General features: G+C 54.2%; 21 protein-coding genes. 3 read left to right on the plus strand and 18 right to left on the minus strand.

The genetic code is table 11. The features are described from left to right. Window positions 1-141 precede the first annotated feature (141 nt). The 13 genes from GHH_RS11395 to GHH_RS11455 form a co-directional block, all read right to left on the minus strand. The gene (locus tag GHH_RS11395) at window positions 142-735 is read right to left on the minus strand and encodes a 1-acyl-sn-glycerol-3-phosphate acyltransferase (RefSeq protein WP_011231710.1); all 594 of its coding nucleotides are present in this window, start codon (window positions 733-735) and stop codon (window positions 142-144) included. After that, the gene (gene cmk / locus GHH_RS11400) at window positions 732-1,406 is read right to left on the minus strand and encodes a (d)CMP kinase (protein ID WP_011231711.1); all 675 of its coding nucleotides are present in this window, start codon (window positions 1,404-1,406) and stop codon (window positions 732-734) included. The genes GHH_RS11395 and cmk overlap by 4 nt, the downstream gene beginning before the upstream one ends. Window positions 1,407-1,504: 98 nt before the next feature. Continuing rightward, the gene (locus GHH_RS11405; RefSeq protein ID WP_011231712.1) at window positions 1,505-1,684 is read right to left on the minus strand and encodes a YpfB family protein; all 180 of its coding nucleotides are present in this window, start codon (window positions 1,682-1,684) and stop codon (window positions 1,505-1,507) included. Between the two features lie 53 nt (window positions 1,685-1,737). Beyond that, window positions 1,738-2,406, minus strand: a complete 669-nt coding sequence (locus GHH_RS11410; protein ID WP_014196211.1) for a flagellar brake protein — start codon at window positions 2,404-2,406, stop codon at window positions 1,738-1,740. 154 nt (window positions 2,407-2,560) lie between these two features. Next, window positions 2,561-3,904: a germination protein YpeB gene (gene ypeB, locus GHH_RS11415; protein ID WP_015375277.1), complete on the minus strand. Its 1,344-nt coding sequence runs from the start codon at window positions 3,902-3,904 to the stop codon at window positions 2,561-2,563. 15 nt (window positions 3,905-3,919) lie between these two features. After that, on the minus strand, window positions 3,920-4,714 hold the full coding sequence (gene sleB, locus GHH_RS11420; RefSeq protein ID WP_015375278.1) for a spore cortex-lytic enzyme: 795 nt from the start codon (window positions 4,712-4,714) through the stop codon (window positions 3,920-3,922). Between the two features lie 91 nt (window positions 4,715-4,805). Then, the gene (gene prsW, locus GHH_RS11425; protein ID WP_015375279.1) at window positions 4,806-5,483 is read right to left on the minus strand and encodes a glutamic-type intramembrane protease PrsW; all 678 of its coding nucleotides are present in this window, start codon (window positions 5,481-5,483) and stop codon (window positions 4,806-4,808) included. A gap of 88 nt (window positions 5,484-5,571) precedes the next feature. Then, window positions 5,572-6,543 carry an asparaginase gene (locus GHH_RS11430; RefSeq protein ID WP_012820743.1) on the minus strand — a complete coding sequence of 324 codons (972 nt, stop codon included), beginning with the start codon at window positions 6,541-6,543 and terminating at the stop codon, window positions 5,572-5,574. 370 nt (window positions 6,544-6,913) lie between these two features. After that, a complete protein-coding gene (locus GHH_RS11435) occupies window positions 6,914-7,906 on the minus strand; it encodes a YpdA family putative bacillithiol disulfide reductase (RefSeq protein WP_015375280.1) in 993 nt (330 codons plus the stop codon). 89 nt (window positions 7,907-7,995) lie between these two features. Next, entirely contained in the window at window positions 7,996-9,267 is a 1,272-nt protein-coding gene (locus GHH_RS11440; protein WP_015375281.1) for a Glu/Leu/Phe/Val dehydrogenase, read from the minus strand. A 172-nt stretch (window positions 9,268-9,439) separates the two neighbouring features. After that, window positions 9,440-10,030 carry a genetic competence negative regulator gene (locus tag GHH_RS11445; RefSeq protein ID WP_015375282.1) on the minus strand — a complete coding sequence of 197 codons (591 nt, stop codon included), beginning with the start codon at window positions 10,028-10,030 and terminating at the stop codon, window positions 9,440-9,442. Window positions 10,031-10,117: 87 nt separating this feature from the next. Next, entirely contained in the window at window positions 10,118-10,921 is an 804-nt protein-coding gene (locus tag GHH_RS11450; RefSeq protein ID WP_015375283.1) for a metallophosphoesterase, read from the minus strand. 11 nt (window positions 10,922-10,932) lie between these two features. After that, window positions 10,933-11,325: a hypothetical protein gene (locus GHH_RS11455; protein ID WP_015375284.1), complete on the minus strand. Its 393-nt coding sequence runs from the start codon at window positions 11,323-11,325 to the stop codon at window positions 10,933-10,935. A gap of 103 nt (window positions 11,326-11,428) precedes the next feature. Between GHH_RS11455 and GHH_RS11460 the strand changes: the two genes are divergently transcribed. The 3 genes from GHH_RS11460 to GHH_RS11470 are packed head-to-tail and all read left to right on the plus strand — an operon-like array spanning window position 11,429 to window position 12,520. Continuing rightward, window positions 11,429-11,659, plus strand: coding sequence for a spore coat associated protein CotJA (locus GHH_RS11460; RefSeq protein ID WP_014196217.1), 231 nt, complete (start codon window positions 11,429-11,431; stop codon window positions 11,657-11,659). Then, window positions 11,656-11,916 (plus strand): spore coat protein CotJB, encoded by a 261-nt coding sequence (locus GHH_RS11465; RefSeq protein ID WP_014196218.1) that lies wholly within the window; start codon window positions 11,656-11,658, stop codon window positions 11,914-11,916. The genes GHH_RS11460 and GHH_RS11465 overlap by 4 nt, the downstream gene beginning before the upstream one ends. Before the next feature lie 34 nt (window positions 11,917-11,950). Further along, entirely contained in the window at window positions 11,951-12,520 is a 570-nt protein-coding gene (locus GHH_RS11470) for a manganese catalase family protein (RefSeq protein ID WP_011231723.1), read from the plus strand. 25 nt (window positions 12,521-12,545) lie between these two features. Here the strand turns inward: GHH_RS11470 and GHH_RS11475 are convergent, their stop codons facing one another. From GHH_RS11475 to GHH_RS11495, 5 genes are all read right to left on the minus strand, one after another. Beyond that, on the minus strand, window positions 12,546-12,992 hold the full coding sequence (locus GHH_RS11475; protein WP_011231724.1) for a YpbF family protein: 447 nt from the start codon (window positions 12,990-12,992) through the stop codon (window positions 12,546-12,548). 98 nt (window positions 12,993-13,090) lie between these two features. Next, complete coding sequence (locus GHH_RS11480) at window positions 13,091-13,621, minus strand: LysM domain-containing protein (protein WP_011231725.1); 531 nt, start codon at window positions 13,619-13,621, stop codon at window positions 13,091-13,093. After that, window positions 13,618-14,202, minus strand: coding sequence for a CPBP family intramembrane glutamic endopeptidase (locus GHH_RS11485; protein ID WP_011231726.1), 585 nt, complete (start codon window positions 14,200-14,202; stop codon window positions 13,618-13,620). The genes GHH_RS11480 and GHH_RS11485 overlap by 4 nt, the downstream gene beginning before the upstream one ends. Then, complete coding sequence (locus tag GHH_RS11490; protein ID WP_014196219.1) at window positions 14,186-15,709, minus strand: ATP-dependent DNA helicase RecQ; 1,524 nt, start codon at window positions 15,707-15,709, stop codon at window positions 14,186-14,188. Before GHH_RS11490 ends, GHH_RS11485 begins: the two co-directional genes overlap by 17 nt. Beyond that, window positions 15,697-16,743, minus strand: a complete 1,047-nt coding sequence (locus tag GHH_RS11495; protein ID WP_014196220.1) for a helix-turn-helix domain-containing protein — start codon at window positions 16,741-16,743, stop codon at window positions 15,697-15,699. The genes GHH_RS11490 and GHH_RS11495 overlap by 13 nt, the downstream gene beginning before the upstream one ends. Between the last annotated feature and the right edge of the window lie 186 nt (window positions 16,744-16,929).

The raw sequence follows: 16,929 nt of genomic DNA on the forward strand, positions 1-16,929 counted from the left end.
GCGCGCCTCGCGCCGAGGCCGCGGCCGGCTGTCGGCAAAATAAGGACGCTTTTCTAGTTAGTATACCATATTTTCTCAATCAACATGTACTATAATGCTCATTGAGGCGGCGGAAGGGATGCCTCGAACAGCATATTCCTTTCATGCTCGCTGATGCTCTTCCAGCAGCCGGCGGATATGATCCATAATGTAATCGGCCGCTTCTTCCGGGCTCGCTTTCCGCGCGCGCAGCGGCGCCATATCGATCGGCGCTCCGTACACAACCTTAAGCGGCACAAACGGACGGTACGGGCCGACAATGGCGCACGGGACAACGGCGGCCTCGGTGCGCAAAGCGAAAAAGCCAACGCCGGGCAACGCCTTTTTCAGCCGGCCGTCTTTGCTGCGCGTCCCTTCCGGAAAAATGCCGAGCACTTCGCCTTGCTTCAGCACCTCAAGCCCCGTGCGCAGCGCCTGGCGGTCGTTCATGCCGCGCTTGACCGGAAAGGCATGCAAGCTTTTGACGAGCGTTTTCACGACCGGAGCACGAAACAGCTCTTCTTTCGCCATAAACCGAATCGGCCGCGGCGCCGTAATGCCGATGACCGGCGGATCTAGGTTGCTGATATGGTTGGCGCAAAGAAGCACGCCGCCTTCCTTTGGAAATTGTTCAATCCCGATCGTTTGAATGCGGTAAAAAGGGGTGAGCACTCCCTTGACGATCCCCTTGGCGAATGAATAAAAGTCCACCGTCATCCAATCCTTTCGTTGACAATCTCCATAATCCGCTCCACCACTTCCTCAACCGACAGCGATGTCGTATCGATTTCCACCGCATCCGGCGCCTTGCGAAGCGGCGCTGTCTCCCGTTCCGAATCGAGCCGGTCGCGGCGGGCGATCTCTTCTTTCAGCTTTTCAAGATCGGATGGAAAGCCGCGCGCGAGATTTTCCTCATGCCGGCGCCGCGCCCGCTCCTCGACCGAAGCTTTCAGGAAAATTTTTACTTCGGCGTTTGGCAGCACATGCGTTCCGATATCGCGCCCGTCCATGACGACGCCGCCCCCTTCCGCCAAGGCGCGTTGGCGGGCGACCATCTCCTCGCGCACAAGCGGATGCTTCGCAACAAGCGACACCGCATTCGTCACCGCCTCACCGCGGATGATGTCGGTCACATCGTCGCCATTGACTAGGACGATCTGTCCATGCGGCGACGGTTTCAACTCAATCGATGTATCGCGAAGCAGCGACAGGAGCGCCTGCTCATCATGGATGTCGACGCCGCATGCAAGCGCCCGGTACGTCAGCGCGCGATACATGGCGCCGGTATCGATGTATACGTAGGAAAGCCGCTCAGCGATCCGTTTGGCGACCGTGCTTTTTCCCGCCGCGGCGGGTCCGTCGATCGCGATGCTGATTCGTCGTTTCATCATTTCCTCCTGCTTTACCGAAAATCGCTTGATGAGTGCACAAAGAAAAATGCAGGAAAACCCTGCATGTTTCCATGTTCATTGTACCATATCCGCCGTCAACGGTCGACGGCCGTTTCAACTGTTTTCGTTTTTTCCGGCTTGGCTACCCCTTCGTATTCATACACCTTGCCGATATACAACGCCGCTGGCGTGTACAACACAAGCCATTGGGCGATCAACAGGCAAATCGTCTGGATGACGACAAGCTTCCACAACAGCTGTTCGATCCGTTTCATGGCGCAAGCCTCCTGCTTTCCCATTTTTTCTAGCAGTATTCCACGCGCCCAGCTCATTTATTCTGTTCGTTCTCCCATTTTCTCTCCTCAAGCTGCCGTTCAAAGCTGTAGCGAATGAGCCGAACGCGGTCTTGGGGGGCGAGGTTTGTGAACTCCACCGACATTTTCGCCATGCCGCGTTCGTCATCAGCCATGCGCACAATCGACGCCTTCGTTTGCACGTAATGGTATTCGCCGGAGCGCATCGCCAACACGAGCCAAAGCTCGACCGCCATGCCGGGGCGAAGAAGCGGAGCGTGCGCCGGCGGCACAAGGAGGGCGGCGCCGCCGGCGCTGATATCCACCGTCATCGTCACAAACGGAGCGAACTCGCTGTCAGACGGATGGACGGCCGCATCGACATTCGCTTTCACCCGTACATAACGGCGGCGCTGGATGCGCACGACGTATTCCTCGCCCGGGTAAGCCAAGACGACCATCGGCAACGGATCGCGGATTTTTCCCTTCACTTCGGTATCAAACATGTATAAACCGCCGTCTTGCCCGACAAAAGTCGCTTTAAACTGCATCCCGTTCAACAAATAAACGGTTTTTCCACTCTGTTCATCGATCGGATAGCTGATATGAACCGCCCCGTCAGCAACGGCGAGCGCTTTGCTTCGGTATTGCCGCGCTGAGCCGTCCGACGGCTCAAGCCGGATCGAATCTCCGATTTTGATCATCATGGTTCCTTTTCCCCTTTTCAGTCAGCTGCCGAACCGGCGATCGTTTCGCTGACCCGCATGATGTCCCATGACGATTATACCATACCGTCCGGCTGCCTTTGACCAAAAAAAGAGGAAAAGCCGACAGCCCCAGCTTTTCCTCCCTTTGTTTTCATCTGTAATTCGGCTCCACGCTTTCAAGCTTCTCGACTTTTTCTTCAAGGCCGGTTGCGGCGTTAATGAACAGTTGATACGTTTCATCGCCAAGCGTTCCTAAAAACTCATAGCAAAGCACCGGTTTTTGCAAATCGTTCATAATGACCGCCTGGCGCTCTTCCATCACTTTCAAATGTGGGTTTACCTTTTTCTTCACCGCCTCGACGGTGAGCGTCGGTTTGGGCAACGGACGCGGAATGGACGATGACAAATAGTCGCGCGCCGTAAAGCCGACGACATGGCCGTTGTCAAGCGCCACTTTCATTTGGATCGCTTCCGGGTAAATGCGGACGCCGTTTTCGCTTTTGACAAATGTCAGCACGGCGACATTATCGTATTGCGTGCTGTCGTACAATTCAAAGCCGGTGAATTGATGCCGTCGCAAAAACGCCATCCCACGGTTGGCCGCCTCATGCAAGCTGATCTTCGGCTTGCCGATTGGCCGGCTGTTTAACGCCCAAATCGGATATCCGCCGTTTTTCGTCACATCCATATAAATGTCGCCCTTTGTTTTCGGATCGTGAATCGTTAAACTGTAAAAACGCTCATCCGCCCCATTGCCGCCGTCCGTCACCTTGATGTTCTCCGTTCCCTTTAATCCAAGGAACTCGCGAGCGATCCGTTTGGCTTCCGCTTTGGAAATCGGGCGCCCTTTCGCGCGGACAAAGCCTTTTTCCTCATTGGCGAGGCCGATGAACGACGGGCCGAACTCGGACGAACTTGAGAATGTATCAACATTTTTCTCCACTGCTTTCAAGCCGTCAATAATGATGTTGTCGCCTTTTTCGTCGTTCGTCGCCAGCGCCAGTTCGACGTCCATCCAGCGCAAATTGTTTTCCAGCACTAAATGCTGCACGTTGCGCAACTCTTGGCGGATCGCGCCAGCGCTTTTGTACAGCGCCTCGAGCGTCTTATACTCTTCTTTCGTCAATGGTTCTTTTTCCAAATCGCGCACGGCCGTCCGGTAGCTGAACTCGCCGATTTTCGATAAAAACTCTTGCGTCTTGTTAAACGGCAAAAGAGACAGCGGCAGTTGGCCGACATCAGAATGGGCTTCAGACGCGATTTTCCACACTTCGGCGAGCGCCGGCGATAATGAGGCGTGCGAATTCATTGCCAGCGTCGCTCCAAGCTTGTCATGCAGCAAATCGATCTGATAGGCTAAATCGTGAAACGCGCGCTGGTAATTGTTTTCCGCATGAATTAAGATCGCGTTTTTTTCCTGATGCTCGCGGTAGCCCCAGTAGCCAGTGCCGACGACAGCGACGACAAGCGCTGCAATCAGTAAGTTTCGCACCATCTCGTCTCCCTCCTTTTATTTGCAAAAAATATGGTTTCCAATCCGCTTGATTTGCGGGCGGCTCCAAATCCAAGCGCTCGTCGCCGTGGCTGGGTTAAAGTAGTAAATCGCTCCGCCGGTCGGGTCCCAGCCGTTGATCGCATCAAGCACCGCTTTTTTCGCCGTTTCATTCGGCGTCAGCCAAATTTGCCCATCGGCGACCGCGGTAAACGCGCCGGGCTGAAAAATCACCCCAGCGACCGTATCCGGAAACGACGGATGCTCCAGCCGATTTAAAATAACGGCGGCAACCGCCACTTGCCCGATGTACGGCTCGCCGCGCGCCTCGCCGTAGACAGCGTTCGCCATGAGCCGAATGTCGTTTTGCGAAAACCCTTTCGGCACATTGGATGCTGTCGTTTTCACCGTTCGCCCGCCGCCTCCGCCGCGTTTTTTCACCTGCTGGCTGAGCGGAATGCCGCCGTAATGGGTGAAATCGTTTCCTTGGCGGATTTGCTCTTTCACAAACTGCTCGTAATATTTTGAAGCGTTCACAAGCTTCCGTTTCGTCTCCGATCCGGCTAGTCCATCGACCGGCAAGCCGTATTCGTATTGGAAATTGCGCAGCGCCCAATACGTTCGCCAGCCAAACACGCCGTCAATTTTGCCGTTGTAAAACCCAAGGTATTGCAGCCGCGCCTGCAGTTCAATGACATCATCGCCAACTGCTCCACGCTGAATCACTTGCGGGGAAAACGCGAAAGCATGGCCTGATGGGTAAATGCATGTCCAAACAGCCAATGCGATGAATAGAACCCATTTTCTTGCCATATGTGAACCTCCCGTCAACACTCACCGTTTTTACCCCTATTTTCCTTCCGTTTCCCTTTTTTATGCGAAAAAAAGAAAAAAGCCAAAGCTTTTACGCTTGGCTTTTCACAGGCGGCACCGCTTGAGGGCGGGCGTATCCTTTCGCTTGTTTTACTTTGCGCAACGCCGCCCACCATAAGGCGAGCATAAACAAACCCATGTAATAGCCCCAACGCTCTTTGGCGAGCAGCAGCCAGTCATAGACGCCATGAAGGAAAAACGGCAACAAAAACGACGCCCATAAATAATAGCGGCGCTTTTTTACGGCAAACTTCGCCTTGCCGAAATAAAACCCCATGATGACGGAAAAGAGCGCATGACTGGACACCGGCAAAAGCGCCCGGGCAATGGCCGTCTCCACTCCGTTGGCCAACAAGTACAAAATGTTTTCCAGCGTCGCGAATCCAAGCGAGACGCTGGCGCTGTACACAATGCCGTCATACGGCTCGTCAAATTCGTCGTGGTCATACACAAAAAAATAAACGACAAACCATTTGACAAACTCCTCAAGGAGCGCAGCGGAAAGAAACGCCTCGGCTGCCGGCGACGCGACGATCCCTTCTGCCGACAGCACGTATTGGATGAACATGATCGGAAACACAAGCAAGACGCCGAACAAAAACATGCGCAACACAAACGAAAGCGGCTCAGCTTCATACTCGTCCTTTAAATAAAAATAACTAAGCAGCGCCACCCCGGGGGCGACGCCGGCGGAAATCAACGAAAACATCCTCGATCCCCGTTTCTTTGGCATTTTTACCTTCATCGTACCACGAAACAGGGGAGAAAAAAAGAGGAATTGCTGGGCCGCTTGTTGCCTAATAAGCGAACAAGCCATCAACGGCGGCGTCGGCAGCAAGAGCGACAGCGAGCTTGATGCGCGCCTTTTTCGCATCGTAGTCGCTGCCAAGAATAACCCCTTTCTTATGCAAATCGTAGGCGCTGCCGGGGTAATCGTACGTTGTATACACCGCCCCTTCCTCGGCGCTCGTCGTCACCACGACTTTGATCCCCGCTTCGATGGCTTTGACGATTTCATCGACCATTTTTGGCGCCACTTGCCCGCGGCCGACCCCTTCGAGCACAATGCCAGCGACGCCGCTTTCTCGAGCCGCTTTAATGAACTTGCCGTCCGCCTCCAAGTAGCATTTCACAATGTCCACCGGCGGAAGCGGGCGCACAAGCTTGTAATATTCGCGTCGGATCGGCTTTTGGTACACGTACACCTCATCGTTGTCAATGATGCCTAAATAGCCGAAGCCGAAAGCGTTGAATCCTTGAATGTTCGAGGCGTGTTCTTTTTTCACGTATTTCGCGGCAAAAATGCGTTCATTGAACACAACGACCGTCCCCGCCCCACGCAACGGCTCGGCGCACGCGGCGTAAATGGCATGGCGGATGTTGATGTACACATCGCTGCCCAAATCAGACGGCGCCCGTTGCGAACCGGTGACGACGATCGTCCGCGGGTCATCGATCGTCAAATCAAGGAAATAGGCCGTTTCTTCGAGCGCATCGGTTCCGTGAGTGACGACGATGCCATCAACGGATGGATCGGTGAAATGCGCCTCAATCCGTTTTTTCAGCTCAAGCCAATGCGAAAACGTCAAATGCATGCTTGGCAATTGAAATACGCTTTCCACGATGATTTCAATTTCTTTCGGCAAATGGCACATCGCCGCGAGTTCTTCACCGCTTAGCGCCCCAGCCCGCAGGCGGCCGGAACGTTCGTTTCGCTTGCTCGCAATCGTGCCGCCGGTTGTCAGGAGCACCACTTTCCGTTTCGTCACGCAAGCCACCCTCGCTTTCTCGCTTTCGCATCATGACACGAGTGTTGATGATCCATTATTTTACTAAAAAACAAAGAATGGGCTCTTCACCACAACATGTACTTGACAAGCAATGCGGTTTCCTGCACAAAGATGTGCCAAAATCACGGATTTGTTGATTTTCCCTCACAAGCGTAAATAGGGTATGTTCAGAAAAAATCAAGTACAACTTTTGGTGAAGAGCCAAAGAATGATATGGCTGAACACAAGCTTTTCTGTCTCTTCCCTCGAACAAGAACGCCGGCGGGCAAATGTCATTTGCCCGCAAAGCGTTCATTGTTCGAGGAGGGCATGCCGTCATATGCCCAGTCGATGTATTGGCCAAGAAGCGCTACTGCAGCTGCTTGGCTGACCCCTCCCGTTCGCGCTTGGCGATGCAGGCGGCAATAGCGTCTCCATGGAAGCGGCCGTTTTCGATAAAAATTTCATTCGCATCGTTGCCAGCGGCGATCACCCCGGCGATAAACACCCCCGGCACGTTTGTTTCCATCGTCTCCGGATCATAATGCGGCCGGCCGCTTTCCGGGTCGATCTGCACCCCGATGTTCATCAAGAAGCGATGGTCCGGATGGTAGCCGGTCATGGCGAACACGAAATCATTTTTGATCGTTTTCGTCTCCCCGTTCACTTCGTAAATGACCGCATCTTCCGTGATCTCTTTCACATGGGCATGAAACTCCATGCGAATGACGCCTTTTTTCACAAGGGCATCAAATTCCGGCAAAATCCACGGCTTAATGCTTTTGGAATATTCCCCGCCCCGGTAGAGGACCGTCACGCGCGCCCCAGCTTTGACGAGCTCCATCGCCGCATCGACGCTCGAGTTTTTGCCGCCGATGACAACGCAGTCGGTGTTGAAGTACGGATGCGCTTCTTTAAAGTAATGCATCACTTTCGGCAGCTCTTCCCCCGGCACGTTCATATAGTTCGGATGGTCGTAATAGCCGGTGGCCACGACCACGTATCGGGCCCGATATAGCGCTTTTGAGGTTTCAACGAGAAACGTCCCGTCTTCCTGGCGCTTAATAGCTTTCACTTCTTCGAACGTATTGATGCGAAGCTGTTTGCGGACAACGACTTCACGATAATACGCAAGCGCCTGGTTTCTCGTCGGCTTCCGGTTTTCCGTAATAAACGGCACCCCGCCGATCTCGAGCCGGTCGCTCGTGCTGAAAAACGTCTGATGCGTCGGAAACCGATAAATCGAATGGACGATGTTTCCTTTCTCGATCACCAGCGGCGAAAATCCGGCGTCTTGCAAAGCAATCGCCGCCGCCAGCCCGCACGGACCGCCGCCGACAATAATGATTTTCTCCTCTTTCATCGTTTTTGCCACCTCGCATGAAGCAAAAAATCCCCTATCTTATGATAGGGGATTTCACCAAAGCTTGCAAATATCACTGCTTGCTCGCCTCACACCCAGCCGCGGAACCGGCACGCTTCCGCCATTTTGCGGACGCCGACCATGTAGGCGGCAAGGCGCATGTCGACGCGGCGCGTCTGCGCCATTTCATACACGTTGTTGAACGCTTTGACCATCACTTTTTCAAGCCGCTGTTCCACTTCTTCTTCCGTCCAATAGTAACCTTGGTTGTTTTGCACCCATTCGAAGTACGACACCGTCACGCCCCCAGCGCTTGCCAGCACGTCCGGAACGAGCAAAATGCCGCGCTGCGTCAAAATTTCCGTCGCCTCAAGCGTCGTCGGCCCGTTCGCCGCCTCGACGACGATGCTCGCCTTAATGCGCGGAGCGTTTTCGGCCGTAATTTGGTTTTCGATGGCCGCCGGCACCAAAATATCGCAATCGAGCTCAAGCAGCTCTTGATTCGAAATCGTATTTTTAAACAGCTTCGTCACCGTGCCAAAGCTGTCGCGCCGTTCAAGCAAATAGTCGATGTCGAGCCCGTTCGGGTCGTACAGCGCGCCGTACACATCGGAAATGCCGACGACTTTCGCCCCGGCGTCGTGCATAAATTTGGCCAAATAGCTGCCGGCGTTGCCGAACCCTTGGACGACGACGCGCGCTCCCTTGAGCGACAAGCCGCGTTTTTTCGCCGCTTCACGAATGCAAATCGTCACCCCTTTGGCCGTCGCCGTTTCCCGGCCGTGCGAACCGCCGAGGACAAGCGGTTTCCCGGTGATGAAGCCCGGTGAATCGAACTCGCGGATGCGGCTGTACTCATCCATCATCCACGCCATAATTTGCGAGTTTGTAAACACATCCGGCGCCGGAATGTCTTTTGTCGGTCCAACGATTTGGCTGATGGCGCGCACGTAGCCGCGGCTTAGCCGCTCAAGCTCGCGGAACGACATCGTGCGCGGATCGCAGACGATGCCGCCTTTGCCGCCGCCGTATGGCAAGTCGACGATGCCGCACTTTAAGCTCATCCAAATCGACAGCGCTTTCACTTCTCGTTCCGTCACATCAGGATGGAAACGCACCCCGCCTTTCGTCGGACCGACGGCATCGTTATGCTGCGCCCGGTAGCCGGTAAAAATTTTCACCGATCCGTCGTCCATGCGCACCGGAATGCGAACCGTCAGCACGCGGATCGGCTCTTTCAAGAGCTCATACACCTCTTCCGGATAGCCGAGCTTTTCCAACGCTCTATGTATAACAATTTGTGTCGACGCCAGCACGTCGTATTGTTGCCCTTTCTCTTCCGTATGCTTATCGGCTGCCATACGTAAACCTCCTATAAGCTCGCTGTAATAGTTTGTCGCCTTCCATGTCATAGTATACACCTTCTGTCGGCGTCTGCAAAGGAAAAATGATGAAACGCGCGAACCGCTTTATGGAAGCCTTTCGCGCGAAAAAATAGACTCCTTGTCCATATAAAGGAGTCTTGGCTGCGCCCTAGTTGGCCCGGAAATAGTGAACGAGCTGCGCAATGGCGCGCCGTTCGATCAACTGTTTCCCATATTCTTGCACACGGTGTATCGTTATCGTGGCCGGGTTGCCAAACTCGGCCAGCAAGGCGACAAAGTTGTCGAGCGGAATCGGCGGTTCCTCGGCGACGTGCAAGTAAAAGCGGCCTTGGTACGAATAAAGCGTGCCGTCGAGGCAGCCGACCGCATACAGGCGATGAGCGAGCTGGATGACATCTTCGAACGTTTGGAATTCGTAAAATATGTCATCGCTCTCATCGAGCGTTACTTGCATTTCGATATAGTCGTCGGCGAATTCTTCTTCGATGTCGTCGTAGTCGCCTTCATTCGTGACGATAACGACCATGCCCTGTGCCGGTAAAGAGTAGACTTCGACCGCGATCGATCCGTTCACTTCAAAGCCGAGCTCTTCGCTCGCTTCCTCGATCATGTCGCGGAACAGCTGATGGACTTTAAACGTGTCCTTCCACAAATCGTCTTTCGTCAACCCGCGGTCCAGCAAATCGTCAAACGTCAAGAAAATTTTAATTTTGTTGTGGGTCAAGCGCTCAAGACGCATCGGCACCCCTCCTTACCTACAGAGCCATCTCTTACCGTTATTGTATGACGCAAGCGGCAATTGGTTCGTTTGTTGTTATTAATGAGTTTACATCGTTTTCCCCGTTTTAGACAAGCATTTTTTCTCGAGTGTCAGTTTTCCGGGCACAATCGTGATGAGATGAGTCTCTGCCGGCGCTCCGAGGCGAAGCGGCACTCCGGTCGTCCCGTAGCCATTGCTCGTAAACAACGCGGTGTTGTTGCGCCATTTGAGCCCTCCTTTCTCATACAACCCAAACGAAAACAACCGAATTTGCCCGCCATGTGTATGACCGCTTAGCACGAGTGAAATGTAGTGTTCCTCCCTCAGGCGGGCAACGATCGCCGGATTATGGCAGGCTAAAATACGGAACGATTGAGGCGGAACGTGTTCAAGCGCCCGATCGATATCCGCCTCCTTCCGGCTTACATCACCGACGCCGATGAGCGCGACCGGCACACCGCCGTGCTCCCATACTTTCGCTTTGTTTTTGAGCATATGGACGCGCTCTTCCTCGAGCAATGATTGAAGATCGTAGTCGACCTCGTCATCATTGTTTCCCCAGACAAAATAAACGGGAGCGACCGCTTGCAACCGGCGCACATTTTCGCGGACGCGCGCTTCCGGCACCCCTTTTTCAACTAAGTCCCCGCCAATCACGACGAGGTGAGCCTTTCTCCTCACTTCCTCAAGCATGCGAAACGAAACGACCCGCCGATGAATATCAGAAATAAAAAAAATTGTAAGCGGCGGGCAATGGTCGGGAAAATGAGGAAATGACAGCGTCACATGACGGACCCGGTTGCTGTGCGCTTCTTTCCACATATAACCAAGCAAAACAAGAAAACTCGTGATCATTCCCCCGATGACCATACTTCCTCCTGCTAAAGCCGGTCATCTTTCGTCAACCGGCGGTCTCTCATCGTCATCATACCATAAAAAAAGGAAAAAACGAAAAAAAGCGCCGCCAGCCGCCAATGAAACCGAAACGCCCAATAAAAATGGCCGAGCGCCGCCAAGCTGAACAACCATTGGCCTAAGCGGAGCCGCCGGCCGGACAACAGGCGCACCGTCCCGGTTACAGCGATGCTAAGAAGCGCCCCGTTGGCAGCGACGCCGAGCAAAAAACAAGCAAAAGCAAGCCATGTTCGAAACGGGGAAAACAACAGCTGCGTCAAAAACAAGGTTGGGGAAAACGGCTCAAGGGGCGGCAGCCAGCGAAAAAACAAATACGTGCACAAGACAGCGACAAAGGCGATCATCCATAGGCGGCCCATTTTTTCCTCCTTATTATTGCCATGATTCGCCATGACAAACAGGCATGAACGGTACTGCTCTATCATAATATAGACTGAACTTTGCCAAAAAAGGAGGGGTTTCATGTTTACAACGCGCAAACAATATGAGCCGTATACAAGCCCGTTTGACCCATGCCCGCCGATCCGCGTGAAAACATACGTCACCGCGCCGAACTTGTACGTCGGATTCCAGCCGCCAAACTTGCCGCAATTCCCTCTTCGTGAAGCGTTGATGAAAGGGACGCTTTGGCAAGTGTTTTACGATCCGTACTACAGCCCTTACGAAACAAAGACAAAAGGTGATGGCTCATGAAACAAATGCCAAAGGAGTATTATGAACAGCTTGAAGAGCTGCAAGCCGTCGACTTTGCCCTCGTCGAACTGACACTCTACTTGGACACCCATCCGACCGACTATCAAGCGATTCAACAATTTAACCAACTCGCCAAAAAACGGAAACAGCTGAAAAAACAATTTGAAGCCGCCTATGGTCCGCTTGAACAGTTTGGCCATAGCTATTCCAACTACCCGTGGAACTGGGACGACACGCCATGGCCTTGGCAAGTGTAGCCGATCCATCACGAACGCAAGGGGGGAACGGATCATGTGGATTTATGAAAAAAAATTGCAGTACCCGGTCCGCGTCAGCACGTGCAACCCGAGGCTGGCAAAATATTTGATCGAACAGTACGGCGGAGCGGACGGGGAGCTCGCTGCTGCGCTCCGTTACTTAAACCAACGTTATACGCTGCCCCCGAAAGTGATCGGGCTGCTAAACGACATCGGTACGGAAGAACTCGCCCACCTTGAAATGATCGCAACGATGGTGTACAAACTGACGAAAGACGCGACGCCTGAGCAGCTAAAAGAAGCCGGGCTGGAGCCGCATTACGTCGACCATGAGCGCGCCCTCTTTTACCATAACGCCGCCGGCGTTCCATTCACGGCGACGTACATCCAAGCGAAAGGCGACCCGATCACCGACTTGTATGAGGACATCGCGGCCGAAGAAAAAGCGCGCGCGACATATCAGTGGATCATCAATATGAGCGACGACCCGGATTTAAACGACGGACTCCGCTTTTTGCGCGAGCGGGAAATCATCCATGCCCAACGGTTCCGTGAAGCGGTGGAAATTTTAAAAGAGGAGCGCAACCATAAAAAGGTTTTCTAAGCCAGCAGCTGAGCGGAACCCCCGCTCAACTTTGTTCATAATAAAGATTGATGCCATACTCCCGCTTCATCCATTCAAACAGCCGATGGCGCCCGTTCCACTGTTCTTGGTCCTGCCATAAATCGATGCTTTTTTGAATGATCTCACAGCGGAGGGCGTGAAAATCGTCTTCCGCCTTTTCGCTTTTTCCTTTGTAGTAGACGGCTGCCCAATAAACGGTGCTTAAAAGAAGCAGAATCAACACATGGGCAGGCGCAGCGAAAAACCAGGCGATCCGCTCTCCCCACGTCCCGAAAGCCGCCGCCTTGGCCAAAAGATAAAGCAGGAAAACGGCCAAACCGGAAAACGCGGCCGCCTGCAAGAGCAACGTCCGCTTTTCGAGCCGCTCCCATTTTTTCTTTTTTTCGATGACGGCCATCAACATTTCCTTCGCCACTTCATCGAGGGGAAATTCATCTGGAAAATGGACCATCTCCTCTCCCCCTTGTCCTGTTTTTATTGTCCATCATATGCCGCAGAAGGCAGCATTAGAACAAAGAAAGGGGAGCGGCAGACAATGCTTTGTTTCGCTCAATGGTTTTCGTCAAGCGGAATGCGCAGCGTTTGCCCTGGCTGAAGGCGGCCCGTCGACAAGCCGTTTTCCTTTTTAATGAGATCGATCGCATCAGGCGTGCCGTAATATTTCATGGCGATGCTGTAGAGCGTCTCATTGGCTGCGACGACATGGGTGATGATTTTTCCTTGTTCATCATCGGTCTTCTTTTCCCGGCCGCCGACGCTTCCTCGGTCGGCGGCGCTCTTCTGCTTCGATTTGGCCGCCTGTTCTGTCCTCTTGACTTCGTCGTCTTGAATAATGCGCACCGTCTCGCGGCCGCTTTGATCTTCATGACGAACGACTGTGACCGTGTCGGACTTCGATTGGACATGGTGGATGGCCAGCACGACTGCCGGCAACGCCAAAAACAAGAACACGAGCAGGCGGGCCGGGACGTATTTTCGCTTTTGTTCTTCTTTTTCCCTCCGCCGTTTGATGCGCGAGGACGGCGCGCTCTCATCGATCCGCAAGCGCCGCCCAGCTCGGCGCTCCTGTGTTCCTTTCATCGCTTCACCCCTTCCTCCCGCTGCAACCGAATATGCAAAGCGAGCACCACATCGATCAAAAAGTGGGCGACAACCGTCACCCATAAACTCCCGGTCTGTTCGTAAAGCGCACCGAGAAACAAACTGATGAGCACAACCATCAGAAACAAAAACCATTTTTCCAAATAGCGCACATGCAGCACAGCAAAAATGACGCTTGCCGCTCCAAGCCCCCAATGCGTCTGCACAACACCGCGAAACAGCCATTCTTCCGTCACAGCGATGAGCGCACATAAAAAAAAGAGATGCGGAATCGAGCGGCCGCGGAATATTTTTTCGTTCACCCCGCCGTCGTCATGCCAATCATCCGGCAAATAGCGCATGGCCAAAAAATCGACCGCCAGCACGAGCGCCGCCCCGCCCGCTCCGTATAGCAGCACATCGGTGAGATCGAACCGCCAAAGCCGGCGCCACTCCGCCCAATCGAACAAAAAGAGCGAACAGCCGCCGGCGGCAAGAAGCAGCAACCCTTGCGTTACATAAAGATGAAAAAGCAGCTCGCGCTCTGTCATCTGCCGGATTTGTTCACTTTGCCGTTTCATTCGTCCGCCCCCCGCCAAAAAGCATGTCCCACAACTCCTCGCGCCAATGGCGAACCGGCGCCTCCTCCGGACGGCGGACGGCTCGTTCATAGCCGTCAAGCGAAAGCCCGCAGCGATCGCAGCAGACATTCTGCTGATCCGTCAGCTCCTCGCCAAACGCGCGGACAAGCGCTTGACGCCGACACGAAGACAAGTGCACCCATTCATCCATTTCCTGCAGTTTTTTCCGCTTCCAACGCCGCCGCGCCTCGATGGCGGCTGCCATCCTGCCGTACAGCCGCTCTTTCGCCTCCGCTGTCAGCCAACCAGGCATCGCCCGTTGTTCCCGTTCTAAAAAATACGCCAACAGCCGCTTTTGTACGTCGGTGAATCCGGCAGCCTCGAGCGTCGCCATCGCCGCTTCCCATCCGGCTCCTTCCGGCAGCCGCCAACACCACTCACGCAGCTCGCGCGGACTTAACAGCTCGGCCTCCGCCACCGCCTGGGCCATGGCCCGGTCGCCGTCCGCATAAAATAACACAGCAAGGCTTGGCGCTCCGTCGCGCCCCGCGCGCCCGATTTCCTGCACGTACGCCTCGAGCTGGGCCGGCATATGAAAATGAAGCACAAATCGGACGTTTTCTTTGTTCACGCCCATGCCGAATGCGCTTGTACAACATACGATGTCAAGCTGACCGTAGACAAATTGCTGCTGCACGAGCAGCCGTTGCTCCCCGTCCATGCCGGCATGGTAATAGGCGACCCGCCCCGCGCCGCACTGTTCGAGCCGGCGCGCCATCTCTTCCGCCCATTGACGGCTCGAAAAATAAATGATTCCCGGGCCTTCGAGACGCTTGGCATAATCGGCCAAGCGCGCCGCTTTGTCCTCCGTTGATGAACAATGCTCCACGCACAAGGCGATGTTCGGACGATCGACGGAATGAATATGGCGGCGGGCGCCATCCATCCCGAGCGTGCGAATAATATCCTCCTGCACCTCGGGCGGCGCCGTCGCCGTCAACGCCAAACACGGCGGGGCCCCGAGCGCGCGCCGGATCTCCCCAAGCTTTAAAAAGTCCGGGCGAAAGTCATATCCCCATTGAGAAATGCAGTGCGCTTCATCGACGACAAAAAGCGAAATGCATACGCGCCGAAGCGCCGTTAAAAATTTTGCCGACTGCAGCATCTCCGGCGACGCGTAAATAAAGCGAAACTCCGCAAGCGAAGCGAGCGCCTGCCATTTTTCTTCGGCATCAAGCAGGCTGTGAAAAGCAATCACTCGCTTTTCCCCGCGCCGGCGCAACTGCTCGACTTGGTCCTCCATGAGCGACACAAGCGGCGAAACGATCAGCACACTGCCTTGAAGCAAATACGCTGGCAGCTGATAGCAAAGCGACTTGCCGCTTCCGGTCGGCAGCATCGCCAGCACGTCGCGCCCAGCAAGCACATCTTCCGCCACTTCCCGCTGACCCGGGCGGAATGAAGCATGTCCGAACTTCATGCGCAGCGTTTTCGTCAACTCGTCCAACGTCCCACTTCCTTTGCCAACACGAGCCGAATTTCGAAATAGCTGACTTTGCCATCAAGCGCCTCGCGAATCTCTTTCAATTTCCTCGTCCTAAGCGCCTGCGCCGCCGCTCGAATGGCCGCCGCCTTTTCATCGTCGACAAACGGGGCGATCGAAAAACCGGACACATTGGCAGCGATTTCGACAACGTGATCCTCAATCGTGCTTCGCTTCAAGCGGCGAATCTTGGAAATATCTTCTATCGTTTTTCCTTTCCGCAGCCATTCGTACGTTTTTTGCGCCGATTGTGTCAGCACCGCCGGCGTCAGTCCGCTCATCAATTCGGCCATCATCGGAACGCGTCCAGCCTCAGCTTCCGCCATGATGTAATGAAGCACGTTGCGGAATTGAAACTGCACGTAGAGCGCGTCCTTTTGCAAATAGGCCGCGATTTGCTCCATCGTCCAGCCGATGCGGACCGCGCTCGTCAAACGCAGCGTAAAGATCACCGCCGCCTCTTCCGAAACCGCTTCAAGCAGCCGGATGAGCTCTTGATACAGCGTCTCGGCCAACATCTGGCTCGATCCTTTTGCAAGCAAATATTGCTTCACCCATTGAAGCGTCCGCTCGTCGCGGCAAATCGGTGCAAAACGCCGCCCATAGACGAGGTTTGACAATGTCTGCCCGATCAAGGAAAGACGCTGCCAAAACAGCGGTTCCGCCTCATGATAGCGCCAGCCGTTCAGATGGCGGGGGAAAAGCGCTGCTTGCTCGGCAAGCCATTCTTCCCCTGCCGCGGTCAACGTGTATGTCCGCTGTTTCGCGGATAAAGCGAGTCGCTGTTCGACAAGCGCCATTGCCGCTTCCTCGAGCGCCGCCATCGTCACATTCTTCCATGTGCCAAACAGCGGCTCAAGCTGAAACCATTTGCTGTCTTGGAGCGTCTGCGCCGATTTTTTTCCCGAAAATAAATGATACACCGCCGCCAGCGTCCGTTCGCCGTTGAAGCGGCGCAAGCAATGGGCGAGCAAAAATGAGGCATAGCCATGCCGCATCCTGCGTTCCTCCCTCGCCTCTATTGTAGCAAAAATCGCCCAACCGGTCGGCAGAAAAATCGATCGGTTGACAGTTCCGCCATATGATAACAAAACTAAATAAGATGCATATGTGTAAAAATACAAGAGAGCGATTTTTTTGTTGAAAAGCCGGCCGTACGGTCTTATTATTAAAAGTGAAAAGTT

The organism is Geobacillus sp. GHH01 (assembly GCF_000336445.1).
GTDB classification, from domain to species: Bacteria; Bacillota; Bacilli; order Bacillales; family Anoxybacillaceae; genus Geobacillus; species Geobacillus zalihae.

Bases quoted from the DNA above. Each gene is read 5' to 3' on its own strand.
- GHH_RS11395 (WP_011231710.1), bottom strand. From the start codon at position 735: ATGACGGTGGACTTTTATTCATTCGCCAAGGGGATCGTCAAGGGAGTG.
- cmk (WP_011231711.1), bottom strand. From the start codon at position 1,406: ATGAAACGACGAATCAGCATCGCGATCGACGGACCCGCCGCGGCGGGA.
- GHH_RS11405 (WP_011231712.1), bottom strand. From the start codon at position 1,684: ATGAAACGGATCGAACAGCTGTTGTGGAAGCTTGTCGTCATCCAGACG.
- GHH_RS11410 (WP_014196211.1), bottom strand. From the start codon at position 2,406: ATGATCAAAATCGGAGATTCGATCCGGCTTGAGCCGTCGGACGGCTCA.
- ypeB (WP_015375277.1), bottom strand. From the start codon at position 3,904: ATGGTGCGAAACTTACTGATTGCAGCGCTTGTCGTCGCTGTCGTCGGC.
- sleB (WP_015375278.1), bottom strand. From the start codon at position 4,714: ATGGCAAGAAAATGGGTTCTATTCATCGCATTGGCTGTTTGGACATGC.
- prsW (WP_015375279.1), bottom strand. From the start codon at position 5,483: ATGTTTTCGTTGATTTCCGCCGGCGTCGCCCCCGGGGTGGCGCTGCTT.
- GHH_RS11435 (WP_015375280.1), bottom strand. From the start codon at position 7,906: ATGAAAGAGGAGAAAATCATTATTGTCGGCGGCGGTCCGTGCGGGCTG.
- GHH_RS11440 (WP_015375281.1), bottom strand. From the start codon at position 9,267: ATGGCAGCCGATAAGCATACGGAAGAGAAAGGGCAACAATACGACGTG.
- GHH_RS11445 (WP_015375282.1), bottom strand. From the start codon at position 10,030: ATGCGTCTTGAGCGCTTGACCCACAACAAAATTAAAATTTTCTTGACG.
- GHH_RS11450 (WP_015375283.1), bottom strand. From the start codon at position 10,921: ATGGTCATCGGGGGAATGATCACGAGTTTTCTTGTTTTGCTTGGTTAT.
- GHH_RS11455 (WP_015375284.1), bottom strand. From the start codon at position 11,325: ATGGGCCGCCTATGGATGATCGCCTTTGTCGCTGTCTTGTGCACGTAT.
- GHH_RS11460 (WP_014196217.1), top strand. From the start codon at position 11,429: ATGTTTACAACGCGCAAACAATATGAGCCGTATACAAGCCCGTTTGAC.
- GHH_RS11465 (WP_014196218.1), top strand. From the start codon at position 11,656: ATGAAACAAATGCCAAAGGAGTATTATGAACAGCTTGAAGAGCTGCAA.
- GHH_RS11470 (WP_011231723.1), top strand. From the start codon at position 11,951: ATGTGGATTTATGAAAAAAAATTGCAGTACCCGGTCCGCGTCAGCACG.
- GHH_RS11475 (WP_011231724.1), bottom strand. From the start codon at position 12,992: ATGGTCCATTTTCCAGATGAATTTCCCCTCGATGAAGTGGCGAAGGAA.
- GHH_RS11480 (WP_011231725.1), bottom strand. From the start codon at position 13,621: ATGAAAGGAACACAGGAGCGCCGAGCTGGGCGGCGCTTGCGGATCGAT.
- GHH_RS11485 (WP_011231726.1), bottom strand. From the start codon at position 14,202: ATGAAACGGCAAAGTGAACAAATCCGGCAGATGACAGAGCGCGAGCTG.
- GHH_RS11495 (WP_014196220.1), bottom strand. From the start codon at position 16,743: ATGCGGCATGGCTATGCCTCATTTTTGCTCGCCCATTGCTTGCGCCGC.